This window comes from Thiorhodovibrio litoralis (genome assembly GCF_033954455.1).
Classification (GTDB): domain Bacteria; phylum Pseudomonadota; class Gammaproteobacteria; order Chromatiales; family Chromatiaceae; genus Thiorhodovibrio; species Thiorhodovibrio litoralis.
The window spans coordinates 1102975-1117150 of sequence record NZ_CP121473.1 but is presented as its reverse complement, the minus strand read 5'-3'; the positions used below and the strand labels follow the sequence as shown (position 1 = coordinate 1117150).

The 14176-nt window shown below is 61.2% G+C and carries 12 protein-coding genes; 5 read left to right on the top strand and 7 right to left on the bottom strand.

Features of this window, described 5'->3' with window-relative positions:
* The first annotated feature begins 4 nt into the window (after positions 1-4).
* Both Thiosp_RS04945 and Thiosp_RS04940 read left to right on the top strand, forming a co-directional pair.
* The gene (locus Thiosp_RS04945) at positions 5-754 is read left to right on the top strand and encodes an ATP-binding cassette domain-containing protein (protein ID WP_201065910.1); all 750 of its coding nucleotides are present in this window, start codon (positions 5-7) and stop codon (positions 752-754) included.
* A gap of 30 nt (positions 755-784) precedes the next feature.
* Entirely contained in the window at positions 785-2356 is a 1572-nt protein-coding gene (locus tag Thiosp_RS04940) for an ABC transporter permease/substrate-binding protein (protein WP_201065911.1), read from the top strand.
* Between the two features lie 131 nt (positions 2357-2487).
* Here the strand turns inward: Thiosp_RS04940 and Thiosp_RS04935 are convergent, their stop codons facing one another.
* Positions 2488-2913 carry a transposase gene (locus Thiosp_RS04935; RefSeq protein ID WP_201065912.1) on the bottom strand — a complete coding sequence of 142 codons (426 nt, stop codon included), beginning with the start codon at positions 2911-2913 and terminating at the stop codon, positions 2488-2490.
* A 589-nt stretch (positions 2914-3502) separates the two neighbouring features.
* Between Thiosp_RS04935 and Thiosp_RS04930 the strand changes: the two genes are divergently transcribed.
* Complete coding sequence (locus tag Thiosp_RS04930) at positions 3503-4192, top strand: Uma2 family endonuclease (RefSeq protein ID WP_323696843.1); 690 nt, start codon at positions 3503-3505, stop codon at positions 4190-4192.
* 68 nt (positions 4193-4260) lie between these two features.
* On the opposite strand, the gene Thiosp_RS04925 is transcribed toward Thiosp_RS04930, so the two are convergent.
* The 3 genes from Thiosp_RS04925 to Thiosp_RS04915 form a co-directional block, all read right to left on the bottom strand.
* Positions 4261-6537, bottom strand: coding sequence for a hypothetical protein (locus Thiosp_RS04925; protein WP_201065914.1), 2277 nt, complete (start codon positions 6535-6537; stop codon positions 4261-4263).
* An 88-nt stretch (positions 6538-6625) separates the two neighbouring features.
* The gene (locus tag Thiosp_RS04920; protein ID WP_201065915.1) at positions 6626-6991 is read right to left on the bottom strand and encodes a hypothetical protein; all 366 of its coding nucleotides are present in this window, start codon (positions 6989-6991) and stop codon (positions 6626-6628) included.
* Positions 6992-7278: 287 nt separating this feature from the next.
* Positions 7279-7545 carry a hypothetical protein gene (locus Thiosp_RS04915; protein ID WP_201065917.1) on the bottom strand — a complete coding sequence of 89 codons (267 nt, stop codon included), beginning with the start codon at positions 7543-7545 and terminating at the stop codon, positions 7279-7281.
* Between the two features lie 89 nt (positions 7546-7634).
* Here Thiosp_RS04915 and Thiosp_RS04910 point away from each other — a divergent pair, with 89 nt between their 5' ends.
* Complete coding sequence (locus Thiosp_RS04910; protein WP_323696718.1) at positions 7635-8846, top strand: IS110 family RNA-guided transposase; 1212 nt, start codon at positions 7635-7637, stop codon at positions 8844-8846.
* Positions 8847-9481: 635 nt separating this feature from the next.
* Positions 9482-9697, top strand: coding sequence for a hypothetical protein (locus tag Thiosp_RS04900; RefSeq protein WP_201066995.1), 216 nt, complete (start codon positions 9482-9484; stop codon positions 9695-9697).
* A 50-nt stretch (positions 9698-9747) separates the two neighbouring features.
* Here the strand turns inward: Thiosp_RS04900 and Thiosp_RS04895 are convergent, their stop codons facing one another.
* The 3 genes from Thiosp_RS04895 to Thiosp_RS04885 form a co-directional block, all read right to left on the bottom strand.
* Positions 9748-10785: a sulfotransferase family protein gene (locus tag Thiosp_RS04895; protein ID WP_201066993.1), complete on the bottom strand. Its 1038-nt coding sequence runs from the start codon at positions 10783-10785 to the stop codon at positions 9748-9750.
* Between the two features lie 91 nt (positions 10786-10876).
* Complete coding sequence (locus tag Thiosp_RS04890; RefSeq protein ID WP_201066991.1) at positions 10877-12439, bottom strand: cyclic peptide export ABC transporter; 1563 nt, start codon at positions 12437-12439, stop codon at positions 10877-10879.
* A gap of 179 nt (positions 12440-12618) precedes the next feature.
* Positions 12619-14058, bottom strand: a complete 1440-nt coding sequence (locus Thiosp_RS04885; RefSeq protein ID WP_323696842.1) for an ATP-binding cassette domain-containing protein — start codon at positions 14056-14058, stop codon at positions 12619-12621.
* Positions 14059-14176: the final 118 nt, after the last annotated feature.

The window sequence follows — 14176 nt, the reverse complement described above, 5'->3', positions numbered from 1 at the left end:
GCAAATGTTCGAACTCCATCAGGTCACCAAAAGCTATGGTGCCACCTTGGCCCTTGAGCGCGTGCGGCTCAGCATCCCGCGCGGGCGCACCATCGCGCTGATTGGACCATCCGGTTGCGGCAAGTCGACGCTGCTTCGCACCCTCATTGGTTTGATCGAGCCCGATGCGGGTCATGTGTGCTTCGATGGTCAAAGGCTCGAACGGACGACAATCTGCGCCCAGCGCCGGCGCATGGGCTATGTCATTCAGCAAGGGGGACTGTTTCCGCATCTCACGGCGCGCGAGAACGTTGCGCTGATGGCGCGTTTCCTGGACTGGAACCCGACGCGCATCGAGACACGGCTGAGCGAACTGCTGGAACTGACACATTTCCCCCGCGCCGCCTTAGACCGCTATCCCGCCGAGCTATCCGGCGGCCAGAATCAGCGCCTTGGCCTGATGCGCGCCCTGATGCTGGACCCAGAGGTCTTGTTGCTCGACGAGCCGCTTGGCGCCCTGGACCCGATGATCCGCTATGACTTGCAGGAGGAACTGAAGCAAATTTTCGCCACCTTGGGCAAGACGGTCGTCTTGGTGACGCATGACCTGACCGAAGCGGCCTTTCTTGCCGACACCATCGTGCTGATGCGCGCGGGCCGGATCGTGCAGAGCGGACGCCTTGCCGACATGCTGCGCGCGCCCGCGGAGCCCTTTGTCGAGCGATTCGTGCGCGCGCAACGCAGCCACCTTGACGCGCTCGGTACCCCGGAATGACGAGGCGCCCGCGATGACGAGATGCCTGCCATGTCAAAACGTCTGACAGTCCCGCACTGGCTGCTGCTGGCCATTGTCGGGCTTGGACTGCTCACGGCCTGCAGCCGCCCCGCCGATGAGATTGTCATCGGCAGCAAGAAATTCACCGAAGGAATCATTCTTGGGGAAGTGCTGCGTGGCCTGGTTGCGGATGCGGGAATTCCGGTGCGCCACAGGCGCGCGCTTGGTGGGACGCGCATTGTCTTCAATGCCCTGGTAAACGGCGAGATCGACGCCTATGTCGACTACACCGGCACCTTGCTCCATGAGATTTTGCCCGAGCAAGAGACTGAACGAAAGTCTGGGCAAATGCCTGGGCAAAAATCTGCGCAAGAACCTGGCCAAGACCAGACATTGCAGGACCGCCTGGCCACCTTGGGCATTCGCATGGCAGGCTCGCTCGGTTTCCAGAACAACTATGCCCTGGGCATGCCCGAGGCGCGCGCGCAATCCCTTGGCATCGCGCGCATCTCGGACCTGCTCGATCATCCCGAGCTCAAGTTCCGCTTCGGCAATGAGTTCATGGATCGCGCCGATGGGTGGGCTGGGCTGCGGTCCTTCTACGGACTGCCGCAGACCGATGTCCGCAGCCTGGAGCATGAACTAGCCTACCGCGCGCTCGCCAGCGGTGATGCGGATCTGACCGATCTCTACACCACGGATGCCGAGATCCCCTACTACAATTTGCGCCCGCTGCGCGATGACCGGGACTGGTTCACCCACTACGACGCGGTCCTGCTCTATCGTGCGGATCTTCTCAAGCGCTCGCCGGAGGCCGTGGCCGCGCTTGAGCGCTCGCTGGGCCTGATCGACGCATCCGAGATGCGGGCGATGAATGCGGCAGTGCAACTTGAGGGTCGCTCCGAGTCGCAGGTCGCCAGTAACATGCTGCGCGAGCGCATAGAGATCGTGGCTGATGTGCGCACTTCCGGTCTCGTCAGTCGCGTGGCCCAGCGCACCCTTGAGCACGTCACCCTTGTCGGTGTCTCCCTGTTCGCGGCCATTGTGGTCGCGATTCCGCTCGGTCTGGTCGCGGCTCACCGACCACGACTCGGTCAGCTGGTGCTTGCTGGCGTCGGTATCGCTCAGACCATTCCCGCCCTAGCCTTGCTGGTGCTGATGATCCCCTTCTTTGGCATCGGCGCCGGCCCGGCACTGGTTGCCTTGTTCCTCTATAGCCTGTTGCCCATCGTTCGCAACACCCACGCCGGTATCAGCGGCATTCCGAGCGCGATGATCGAGTCCGCGGATGCACTGGGACTCCCGCCGGGCGCGCGCTTGCGCCGCATCGAGTTACCCCTGGCGCTGCCGACCATCCTCGCCGGCATCAAGACAGCGGCGGTCATTAACGTCGGCGCCGCAACCCTGGGCGCGCTGATCGGCGCCGGCGGATATGGACAGCCAATCCTGGCCGGCATCCGGCTCGACGACCTGGGCTTGATTCTCGAAGGCGCGTTGCCGGCCGCGGTGCTCGCGGTCACAGTGCAATGGTTGTTCGAGCAGGCCGAGCGCGCGACCCTGCCACGCGGCATTCGCGGACTTGGCCGCGAAGGTGGTCGCTGACCCTGACTCTGTTGTCGGTCACCTCATTCCAGGAGAATTCCTCAGGGTAATCCGCGCTGACCTTACCGGGTTCGTCCACCGCTTTTGCGGCTGCCTGCCGTCCACCTGGGCTTGGGTCAGTTCAGGCGACCCTAACGGCAGCAACCGGCCAGGAAGAGACTTCGCGCCTTCGGCTGCCAACGGCAGCAATAGTCGACACACCGGACATTGAGTGGCTGAGCACACTGCGGCAGGACCCGCTTCAGACCGGCGCGATCATGCGCAGCGACGCGCACCGCGGCATCCAGAGAGAAGCTGCTGTGCTTCCAGGCCAGCATCTCGCGCACGTCGTCGGGCTCGATCAGGCCGCTGCGGGCAAACCAACGCAGCACCCGGATGCGCACCTGCTCGGCGATGGCGGCGAGGGCCTCCGGTGTCAGCTCAGCGGCGGGGAGAAAGCGCACGGATTGCGGGATATCTCCGGCCTCCTCGTCCGGCTCGAAGACCCCGTCGATGACGCAGCAGTGGTAATGGATGTGTTGGTTGAGGGAGGCACCGAAGCGGTGGATGAAGCTCACCGCCCCGAAGCGGGCCTGCGCGCCGGCGCCGCTGCCCTGGCGCAGATGGGGGCCTCGATGAGCCGCAGCAGGATGTGCAGCACGGCGCTGACGGCCTGAGGCTCTCGCTCGAGGTACCAGCGCAGCCGTTTGGGTGCCATGTCTGGCCGAACGAGCTTAGGCTGACGCCAAGTCTAGCGCCTCAAGTCGTTGCGCGGACAACCCAGTACACCCGGCGAGATCATCCTGATCGGGATCCAGTACCGGCGCCAGTTCGATCACCTGCAGCGCATCCTGCACGGCAGCGGCCTGCAGCCTGATCGACCATCTGCCCAAGGGATGCGAGTGCCCGCGCCGGGGTCGCCCTCGGAAGGTGCCTTTGATATTGTCAAGCCTATGGATCGCTCAATAGAACATTGGAGGATCTACGACCATGCCACCCCCCGCCGTCACCCTGACTGATCCGCCCGCGTTCGGCCTCGACGCCGGTCCGCCCGCTGGCGCTGACCCAACCGCTGGCACCCGCGTCAGCGAGGCCGATTAGTGGGCCTACTACTACGCGCATGACAACGACTATGAATGGAACAACGGTCGTCTGGAGGTCAAGCCGGTGTCCGATGCCCTGACCATCCAGGTCTATCAATGGCTGCTCAGGCTGCTGCAGTATTATCTCGATACCCACGACAACGCCCGGCTGACCGCCCTCGAAATGGGCTTTCGCTTGCGCCTCGCCGACAAGATCGCCATCCGCAAACCGGATCTGGGCCTGGTGCTCGACAGCAACCCGATCCCAACTGCGGATCTTGACCGCTCCTACAAAGGCACCTTCGACCTCTGCGTCGAGGCCCTCTCTGACAGCAGCCCGGCCGAGATCGCCCGCGACACCGAGCAGAAGCGGCGCGAATACGAAGCCGCCGGGGTGAGCGAATACTGCATCCTGCACCATAAACCGCAGTGGCAACGGTTCTATCGGCGCAACGTCTTTGGACGATACGCGCCGATCCCAAGCGAAGAAGGGATACTGCAGCCCGAGGTGGTGCCCGACTTGCGCTTTCGGCTCGAGGATCTGCAGCGCCAGCCCGGCCCGGAAGCGCTGATTGAGGATGCGGTTTATGCGTCCTTTGTGTTGCCGGCTTGGCAGCGCGAGCGCACGGCCTGGCAGCAAGATCGGCAGCGGTTAGAAGCAGAGCGCCAGCAGGCCGAGCAGGCGCGCCAACAGGCCGAGCAAGTCGCGCATCGGGAACGCGCTGAGAAAGAGGCGCTGCTCGCGCAACTGGCCCGGCTGCGCGGCGCCTCTTAATTGAATCGCGGCTGTCAACGCGATCAAGCACCGCGAACCCTGGCCCGAAGCCCGTGACACGGCTCTCGCTAGTCTGCGGGCGGCGAATCGCCCGCTTGTGTCTCGATCTCCGCCGTCGGCAAAGGCTGTACGGCCTGCATCGCTTCGAGGCGTGCCCGCCATTGATCAAAGTAATCGGCGACCGGAATCTTGGGGTTCCAATACATCCACGCTAGCAGCAACGCGGACAGGCCAAGAACTAGGACGATGGTCTGCCCCCAGTCCTTTGCACTGCGGGCGCTGGCGCGGCTGGCGGCGTTATGGAGCACGAGCCGCGCCCCTTTCGGGAGCCGGGCTGTACGCGTCAAGTTGGTGCCGAACGGAATACTGATCTTTGCTCGGGTGTTCACAGCCCAGCCATTGCCGTCGAGCAGCGGACCGAGGTTGCGTTGATGCAGCTTGATAAAGGCCAGCAGCATCGACGGACCGGAGATCAGGAGCATCAGTCCGGCGATGTCGATTGGCAGCTCCCACCAGTGCATCTTAAGCAGCCCACTGAAGATCGTGGCCAGGGCGGTGCCGATTGCGCCGATGGCCAAGCCGATTGCCGCGAAAATGCCGGCGAACCTTGCAATGTCGAAGCTGGACTTGGCTGCGCCGCTGGTTGGGGCCCGGGTTGCGAGTGCATCGATGGCCTTGCCGCTGCTTTCATCGATGGCCTTTTCTCGCTCACTGGAAAAGCGCTCTACCCATTGCGAGATGGCACGCCCTACGCGGCGATACGGTAGCCATGCGGCTTCCCCAATGCTGATGGGATAGGTGACGACCTTGATCACGGTCGCGTCCCAGTCCTGATCCCGGCGGTCATAGAAGACGCCATGGCGACCGACGATGAGGTTCTCTGCATGGCCGTTCGTGACTGCAGCGACGATGGTCATCGTCTCGTCGCCACCGCGTCGGTAACAACGGCAATAGACTAAGAAGGCGCGACTCAGCGTTGCCAGCTCGCTATGCGCGTCCGGGGATCCAACGCGAATGCAGAGTGCGCAGCTGCGACCGTCCAAATACAGGGTGCCCGCCTGGAAAACGGCAATCTGTCCGGGCGTGTAGAAGTCTTGGAACGACACGTAGCTTTGCAGCAAGGTGTCGAGATGCTGGTAGTAACGCACCAGTCGATCAACATCCTGAATCGCATCTGCCAGATTGGCGGCTTTGCAGTCTTCGCCGATGAGTGCCTCGAGCGCGGCGCGTATCTGCCCGTGTAGCAGCACTTTCACACGCAAAGGGCCGAGGGCGGCAACGGGCGAGTCGCTCGACTTGGTCAGCCAGTCGCGGTAGCCCTCGAATGCTGCCGTGATCTGTTGCCACTGCGGCTCACTTAGTTCCTCAAGCGGGCCCAGAAGGGGGCGGACAACGCGGGATCGGAACACCTGGACCGCACTGTCCCAAGCGGGATTGAGTCCGTCCGCCAGCGGCAGCTCGGCCGTCGGCCCGATGCGTGCGATGGGAAACTCAACCAGTTTGTCGGCCTGCGCGGAAAGCGTTCCATGCGCAACGGACGCGTAGTCCTCCGTGGAGGGATTGAGGCAGTCAACCGCGCTCGCATCAAAGGCTGCGAGCCGCACGCGCGTGAAGAAGTCGTCGATCTTGGCTTGCACCGCCGATAACGCGGCGAACGCCTCCGGAGTGCCGTCACCGAGCGGCAGCAGTTGCTCAGCATTCGCGGAGCCTCCTTCCCACAACGCAAGATAGTCTTCCGCCGCCTCGAAAAAGCGATCGCATAGGGTCTGGTCGATGCCGTCCAGGCCGGAGCGGTCGGGCAGAGCGCCGACGCAGGCCATGATGTCTTGGATGGCGGCGCTCAGGGCCTGATCCTCGGCAGTCTCTGGTGTGATGATGCAGTCCCCATTGAACCTGGTTCCAGCGAGGATGCGCTGGGATTCTGCGGTGTGCTGCGCCGTGATCGCCTGAGCCTCGCGCTCCCCCAAGAAGTCGAGAATGTGCCGCGCCGTCTTGCGCAAGATGCTGCCTTCAGTCTGGCTGTCATCGATCGCATCCAGAGGTAAAGCGGCAGCGCGCAAGAAGAGGTCTGCCGGATCCTTCAGGCGCCGGCAGACCCAAGCAACGGACTCGATCAGATCCCGCGCCCGGATATGACCGTCGGCATCGGAATCCAACAGATCCAGTGTCGGCTGGTCAAACTCCAGGCCGGTGGTCGGGCAGCTCAGGGTGGCCCAAAGCTTCTGGTCGAGCTCGCCGAGGTGTCGGAGATCATCGGCGGTCTTGAGCAAGACCTGATTAAAGCTGCCAACTCTGGCAAAACGCCAGTGATGACGGCGCATCGGCTCTGAGTCGGTGCTGCGCATCGGTCGTCTGCAGTCCTCGTGCATCCTGTGTCGGCGAACGCGTTCGCGGAATCCTGCCGCGGTGGATTCAGGTTCGTCTAGCGTCGGCTCAACGAACCGAGACCTTCAGGGTGAAAGGCTCCTCGGCGATAGCGCGCATCAGCTGACCGACGAGAATCCGATAGGTCTTCTTCGTCGTCGTGAAGCTGTAGTCATCCTGGGCATCGACGACGTCAACGATCGAAAACATCATGTTGCGCCCTTCGACTGCCACCTTCGCCTGCTGGTCCGTCCCGGTCGCGAGCGTGTAGCAGAGCTGTCCGTCCGCGGGCGCAGTGCCGGTGACGGTGGCAGCGTCATGGCCCGGTTCGAAGTGGATTGCCGTGCAGTTCTCGGCGTAGGCCGACCCTACGGCAATCAGGTAGACACTGCTCGCCAGGCAGATGGCGCCGAGAACTCGTTGAATTGTCCTCATCCTGTTCCCCCTGAGAATCGCGTTATTGGCATCGACACTTTGCCGCAGCACATGGAACTTAGGTTGGCCGCGATGGATCAGTCTACACCAGCGAAGGATAGGAAATCCAAGTCACCCTGAGCGTCCAGGTTGGCCCGATGAAGAACTGCAGCGGGGGTGGGATGCGCCGTCAACGCCCGCTTGCAGTGCGGGCGCGCGCGTTTCCTGAGTGCTGGGGTGAGCACCTGCGCTGCAGCGCGCCGCCGCGAGACGAGAGGGGCTGTACCATCGCCTGCGAGAGACGGCGGTTACCAGGAGACGCGCTGATCAAACTCGACGTCGGGCTCGGGCTGTTGGAGGAGGTCCCAGTCCGGCATCGGCTCCCGCGCAGAATGCCAGGCAGGCGGTCCGCGGGCGGGCGAAATCGGGGGTGGACGCGGTGGCTCACCGATGTGGGTGAGGATCTGCTCGACGGGCACGGCCTCGGTGATGAAGGCAATGATGCGCATGTCCGCGCCGCAGTTGGGGCAGGTCAGCGGCATCGACTCGAACAGCCGCGCCAGCAGCATAGACATGATGTTTTGACCTGCCCATCCTCAACGCATGTAGGTTATGTTGAGGATGGAGAACCACCGACACAGAGCCACCTTGAGGAGAGCAGGTCATGAAGCAGTTTAACCCAGCAACCGATCGCATCGAGAGCGCATCGTCCCTATCCGCCTTGCTGCACGGGAGTAACCAGCCGGAACACAAGCACGGCGCCTATATTGGCCTGGATGTGCACAAAGACACCATCGCCGTGGCGGTGGCTGAGCCGGGACGTCAGGAGCCGATTTATCGTGGCGAGATTGCTAACAAGCCCAAGAAGATCGAGCAACTCATCGCCCGTCTGAGCGAAGCCTATGATGGAGCGGTGCTGTTGTTCTGCTACGAAGCCGGTCCCTGCGGGTATGGACTCTATCGCCAGCTTCTCGCCAGCGGCCATGATTGCCAAGTCGTTGCCCCATCGCTGATTCCCAAGAAAGCCGCCGAGCGCATCAAGACCGACCGGCGCGATGCGCTGAAGCTCGCGCGACTGCTGCGCAGCGGCGATCTCACCGCGGTTTGGGTTCCCGACCAAGAGCAGGAGCGCATGCGCGATCTCAGCCGCGCGCGCGATGATATTAAAGCCCAGGAACGCAAAGCCCGTCAGCAGCTCAACGCCTTTTTGCTGCGTCACGGTCACCACTGGCCCACCGGCAAGACGCGCTGGGGTGCGGCGCATGAGAACTGGCTGGCCGGACTGAAAATGGCCGATCCTTGGCAGCAGGTGGTGCTACAGAACTACATCGACGCTGAGCGGGCCGCCGGTGAGCGCGTCGCTCAGCTCACCGATCAGCTCATGCGCGCATTGCCGGAGTGGTCACTTGCCCCCGTGGTTGACTCCCTGGTGGCGCTGCGCGGTATCGACAAGCTCGCCGCGATCGTGCTGCTCGCTGAACTGGGCGATATCAGTCGTTTCGACTCCCCGCGCCAACTGATGGCCTTCCTCGGACTGGTCCCCAGCGAGCACTCCAGTGGCGGACGGCGGCGCCAAGGGGCGATTACGCTCACCGGCAACAGCCACGCCCGGCGCATGTTGATCGAATCGGCCTGGAGCTATCGCTTCCCGGCACGCCAGACCAAGCATCTCCGAGGCAAGGCCGTGAACGCCTCAGCCGGGGCCAGACGCATCGCCTGGAAGGCGCAGGTGCGCCTGTGCGGGCGCTACCGCACGCTCACCGGTGCCGGCAAAAACACCAAGCTGGTGTGCGTGGCCATTGCCCGGGAGCTGGCCGGTTTTCTCTGGGACATCGTGCGCCAGGAGATGCCTCAAGTGAACGCCCAAGCGGTCTGATCAGTGGCCGCATGTTGAGCCAATGCTGACAACCCGCTGACGCAACCCCAATCGATTCAACCATGGAGAACCCAACAGACACCTTGATTCAGGGCATCCGCGGCCGGTGTGGAGAACCCTTGTTTGGGCTATACCGGTGGTGCGCGGGAGAATCCCATCATGGGCATCCCACGTGCCGATCCCTGCTCTTAGAGAAAGGCCAGCTCCGCGACGCAGTGAAGTCCGGTGGTACCCAATCCACGTATATCAGCATGATCCACCGTCGCAGTCTGCCGCTGGGTGCCCTGAGCCAAGGTGTTTGCCATCACCGGCCCGAGAACAACGTTTTCGAAAAAAGACAAAGAAGAAGAGGTGGTTAAACAATAGTTACTACCAAACATTGACAGGTCAAAACATATCAGCCCAGAGGTAGCGCGCTGGGGAGCGCGCGTTCGGGGCCGGTGCGCGACGGGGTGCGGCGAGCTCGGCGGAGGCGCTCGGGTCGTCGGTCAGGTCACGCCCCAAGACGACGGCCGCCGCACGCAGGGGCGCGTTTGGCGCGAGCACGCCATGGTAGCGATGGCGGTGGCGCCTGGGCGGGGGGGATGAGTGCCGCGAGATGGTCGGCCGCCGCAGAACCAGAGATCACCGACGCGATGGAACTTGAAGACGATATTCTCGAGGAGTTGCAGGATATCGAACGGCAGTTGGAACAGACTCAAGAACGGGTCGATGCCGCGCTGGCCCAAGCCGCGCAGGCGAGAGCTGAAAACGCGCAGGCACGTGCTGAAGCCGAACACGAAGAAAAGGAACGCCTGCTCAAACTTCTCAAAGCAGCGGGTATCGATCCGGATCGGACTGATTCAACCTAATGGACCGCAGAAAAAGCCAAGCTCACACCTAAGGTTCCGCGCGCTGTATTCTACCCGATTCCGAAATTTACAGAGGAAAAGCGTCGCGCTAGATTGTCTAAATAGTCATTGCGAAAACGGCGTAATAGGTAATCATACATATTGTGCTGCTTTAAACGCACCCATGCCTGGTTCTTGTTTTCATCACTGCGGGCATGAGCCGCTTGAATATCCGCTTTTGAAACCTGGGCGCGGGCAGGGGTGATTTTTTCATACGCATACAATGCCATGAAATCAGCAGTTAGGGTTTCGATAAGCTCAATCTCCATCTCGCTCAGCAGTTGTTTGAACTTATCGATATTGGCAGCAATGGGCGAATATACATTGGTTTCCCATAAAGAGGATAAACTTGAAATCTCTCGGGCCTCTCTGGAGCAAGAGATGTCTAACATCGCAGGAAGAAATGTGATATTGAGAAAATCGCAAATTTTACGCAAGATGCTTTCTTGATCGGCAATAAAATCTTCAAAGCGTATCGTCAGGACGCGCTGCGGATATTTTTCCTGTAAAGCCCGGGCGGCTTGGTGGGCAGAGACCCAGCGTTGGGTATTAAGCAACGTATCAAAATCGTAAATAATTGCCTGGTTCATACTGCTGATTTGCGCACGAGGGTCGCGTACTACGTTGAGGAAACGCAATTCTGGTTGCGCTGCAAATAGCTCTTCGGCATACACCACGCTGTCCAGTGATTTATCCATAACCACTTTTGCATGGTGTTGTTCTCCGGCCTGTAGAAGCATTTCCCATAACACCATGTGAATGCCGCGCGGCTGGAGGTGTAGCGCCTCAAATATCATAACCGGATCCAGTGCCACGCGACTCCATTTCACCATCGTTGCATTTTGCAAGCCAATTAAATCTACAATTAATTGAAAATAATTGTGATCTTTAGTTAAATCTCCATACTTAGGTAGCAGTGGCATAAAATCTACTACATGTATTGGATAGGGCGAGTAAAACTCTGGGCTAAAATTCAGACGCAAGCGCAAGGCATGACTACCACAGCGGCGCAAGGGAATCATTAAAACGGGTTGGGGTCGTTGTTTCATGGGGTATGCTCCTCTCTGCCTTGGCCGTCGATCTCCAGCCTGTCATTGTGCCTGTCTATCATCGGACTCCATTCTCGTGGGCGGCGGCACGCTACATGACATGCGACCCGCGCGGCATTTCCTCCAGACGCCCGTCTTGTAAGCGCCAATGCCGATCGGCGCAGGCCACGGGTGTTTGGTCATGGGTGACGGCGATAATGGTTTTCCCTTGAGCCTTGAGCTGCGGCAACAACTCCTGGTAGAAAAATCGCCGAAATTCCGGGTCTTGATCGGCGGTCCACTCATCGAATAACAGAATCGGGCGCCGTTCGAGCAACGCGGCAATCAACGCCAGCCGTCGGCGTTGTCCGGTCGATAGTGCGGTGGTCGAAAAAGCCCGATCCCGAATCAAAACCTTGTGCGTCAAATCGAGCGTTCTCAGTAAGCTTCCGGTTTCCTCGGGATCGATCTCCTCAATGCCGTATAGGCGTTGAAACAGATGAAAATCCGTGAACACCGTTGAGAACAAGGCGCGCGCCTGATGCGGCGATAGCGGATGGTCATCGAGCATCAGGCGGCCCGAGGCGGGTGGATACAATCCAGTCAGGAGTTTGAGGAAGGTGGTTTTGCCACTGCCGTTGCCCCCGGAAACCAACACCACCTCACCGCTTTTCAAGGTCACGTCGATAGGGCCGACGCGAAATAAGGGAGCGCCAGCGGGATCGTAATACTCGTAAGCCAGTTGTCGCAGACTCAGGTGATCGAACGTGGGCGGTGGCTCGGGCTGCGCGGTTTGCGCGAGCGAACTCTCCATGCCGGATTCATCCGGCCACGGCCCCTGCGCGGTGTCCAACGCCGCTTCCAGATCCTCGTATCGCTCAAGCGCCAGGCGCGCGTTGAGGAGCGAGGGCAAATAGGTGGCCATGTCCACCATGGGCGTGCGCAAGAAGGTCAGAATCAGCACAGCGGTGGTCACGCCTTCGGCAACCCCCAAAGCGGGGGCGACGAAGGCCGCCGCGCCCACGAGCACGAACCAGGTGCCATGCGACAGTTGCATCTGGCGCACGAAATAGGCGCCGGCCTCGAGCCGCCGGACGCTTGCCTCTTCCACTTGCGGCAACAGATAGCGGGCATAAAAATCGTGGCGCTTCGCATGATTGATCCGCAGCTCCCGGAAGCCGAGTAGGGCGTGTTCCAAGTAGGAGCAAAACCGACCTTCGGCCTCGGCGGCCGCTGCCGAGGCGAGGCGCATGCGCAGATGATTCCGACGCACCAACCATAGAATCGTGCTCAGCAACAGGCCACTGACAAGCAGTACCGTGAGATTGGTTGCCGCGATTAACAGGATGCAAACGGCGATCATCACGCCGGTTTGGAGCGCGCTGAAGGCGAGCGGTAGCGCCCCGCCGATGGTGGTCAGATCACGGGTCACCGCGGTGATGATTCGGTCCGGGCCAACGGTTTCGAGGGTTGGCAACGAGGCGGCACGTAAGCTTCGCGCCAGGCGCAGGGCGATGCGCGTGACTACGTGATCGCTAACCCGGGTGGCCTGACGCAACTGCACCACGAACACCACTCCGAATAGGCTCAGGGCGAGCAGAAACGACATGAGATCCGGGATATCGAGTTCCTGCCGTGCCAACTGTTCGGCATCGCTCGCGATCAGATAAATCATGCCTGCCTGCAACGCGCCGCAGAGCAGCGTGATGGACAAAGCTAGCAGCCCGCCGTAACGGCTTTCAACGATGATCGTTTGATATAACCGCAGTCCTCCGCGAGGTTGTTCGGCCCGTTTAGGGGCTTCGGTCTCAGCAGCGGGGGACCTGTCGTCGGTGTGCTCGCGTGCGCCAGCGGTCATCCTTTAATGTGTCCGTTATCCAAGACCAGCAGTTGATCCGCAAGGCCGAAATAGTGATCATCATGGCTAATGACCACGACGATACGCCCTTGCGCCTTGAGCGTGGGCAGGAACTCGCGGTAATACCAGTCACGGTGTTCGGGATCCTGCTCGGCGGCCCACTCGTCGAGAATCAGCAGTGGACGCTCCTCGATGAGGGCCGCGATCAGAGCCAAGCGTTTGCGCTGCCCCGTCGATAGGCGCGGATGGGTGAAGCGTCCCTGTGCGTAGTCGGTTTTACGTTCCAAGTCCAAGTCGGCCAGCCAGCGCTGGATCAGCTCGGGCGGGGTTTGTGCGTATCCGTAGAGCCGGTCGAACAGATGTGGGTCGGCGAACACCGGCGTCACAAGACCCCGCAGTTCAGCGCCGGAAAGCTCGCGTCCGGCGGCGAGAATCCGTCCCGACCGGGGCGGATACAGGCCGGTCATGAGCTTCACCAGGGTCGATTTTCCGCTACCGTTACCGCCGACGATGAAATTGAGGGTTCCGGCCCGAAACGTGGTGCTCAGGGGGCCGACCTGAAACAAGGTTGCGCCGACGGCATCGGTATAGCGGTAGGTGACGTCCTTCAATTCCAGGCGGCTGAGCGCGACGGGCTGCTGCGCGCGCGGCGCCGGTTCCCCAACGCTTTCTTGCAGGCGCGTTTGCAACTTGGTCAGTTCGTCCAAGGCCAGACGCGCACGCGCAATCACGGGCAAGTCGCGCAACACCGCGATCGGGACGATTCCGGCCAGAATCGCAGCTTTCACCGCCACTTCGGAAAATTGCGGGATCAGCAACGGCAGCAAATACAGCAACACCCCCACGCAAAGTAGCAACAAGAGGGCGAACAGCGCGTAGTTGAACAGGAAGCGAATTCCGGCGCTGGTCCTCGCCTGTTCGGCGGCGAGTGAGGACTGCTCGATTTCCCAAGAGAAAAAATCCCGGCATTTGCCTTCATGTAGCTTGAGCTCCTTGAAGCCGTGGACAATGCCTTCCATGCCGGAGAAAAACCGTCGCTCTTGCGCGGCGGCATTTTGTTGCGCTTGGCCGATATGGACCTGGTTGATGACGTAAACGAAGCCCACCGCGAGCATGACCACCAGCACGAAGGCGACCGCCGCGGGGGAAAGCGTGGCCAGCATGATCAGGCACCCGAGTGTGCCGACGATATTCAGTAGAAGTTTGCCGAGCAAGGCCGTGGCCTCGGAGATCCGACGCACGTTGGTGGCGAGGTTGAAATAGATGGCATCATGCCCGAGCCGCTCGTAGGACGGATAATCCAAGCGCCTTAGGCCCGCCAGCAAGTCCCGGCGCAAACGCGCTACGCCGGTTTCGATGCGGGTCACGATGCGGAAAATTACCATGCCGTTCACGAGCAGATTGAGCGCAACCAGCGCCAGAAAACCCAACAGCAAGCGCAGTTCGGGAACCCCTGGCAGACTGGCCACCGCCTGCCCAATCAGGGTGCCGGCCAGCGCATAGGACAGCCCTAGCAGGACGGCCAACAGCACTGACTGGCGGCGCTGCGCCGGA

Excerpts from the sequence above, each read along its gene's own strand:
- Thiosp_RS04945 (WP_201065910.1), top strand. The coding sequence starts at position 5 with ATGTTCGAACTCCATCAGGTCACCAAAAGCTATGGTGCCACCTTGGCC.
- Thiosp_RS04940 (WP_201065911.1), top strand. The coding sequence starts at position 785 with ATGTCAAAACGTCTGACAGTCCCGCACTGGCTGCTGCTGGCCATTGTC.
- Thiosp_RS04925 (WP_201065914.1), bottom strand. The coding sequence starts at position 6,537 with ATGCGCAGCACCGACTCAGAGCCGATGCGCCGTCATCACTGGCGTTTT.
- Thiosp_RS04920 (WP_201065915.1), bottom strand. The coding sequence starts at position 6,991 with ATGAGGACAATTCAACGAGTTCTCGGCGCCATCTGCCTGGCGAGCAGT.
- Thiosp_RS04915 (WP_201065917.1), bottom strand. The coding sequence starts at position 7,545 with ATGTCTATGCTGCTGGCGCGGCTGTTCGAGTCGATGCCGCTGACCTGC.
- Thiosp_RS04910 (WP_323696718.1), top strand. The coding sequence starts at position 7,635 with ATGAAGCAGTTTAACCCAGCAACCGATCGCATCGAGAGCGCATCGTCC.
- Thiosp_RS04900 (WP_201066995.1), top strand. The coding sequence starts at position 9,482 with ATGGAACTTGAAGACGATATTCTCGAGGAGTTGCAGGATATCGAACGG.
- Thiosp_RS04895 (WP_201066993.1), bottom strand. The coding sequence starts at position 10,785 with ATGAAACAACGACCCCAACCCGTTTTAATGATTCCCTTGCGCCGCTGT.
- Thiosp_RS04890 (WP_201066991.1), bottom strand. The coding sequence starts at position 12,439 with ATGATTTATCTGATCGCGAGCGATGCCGAACAGTTGGCACGGCAGGAA.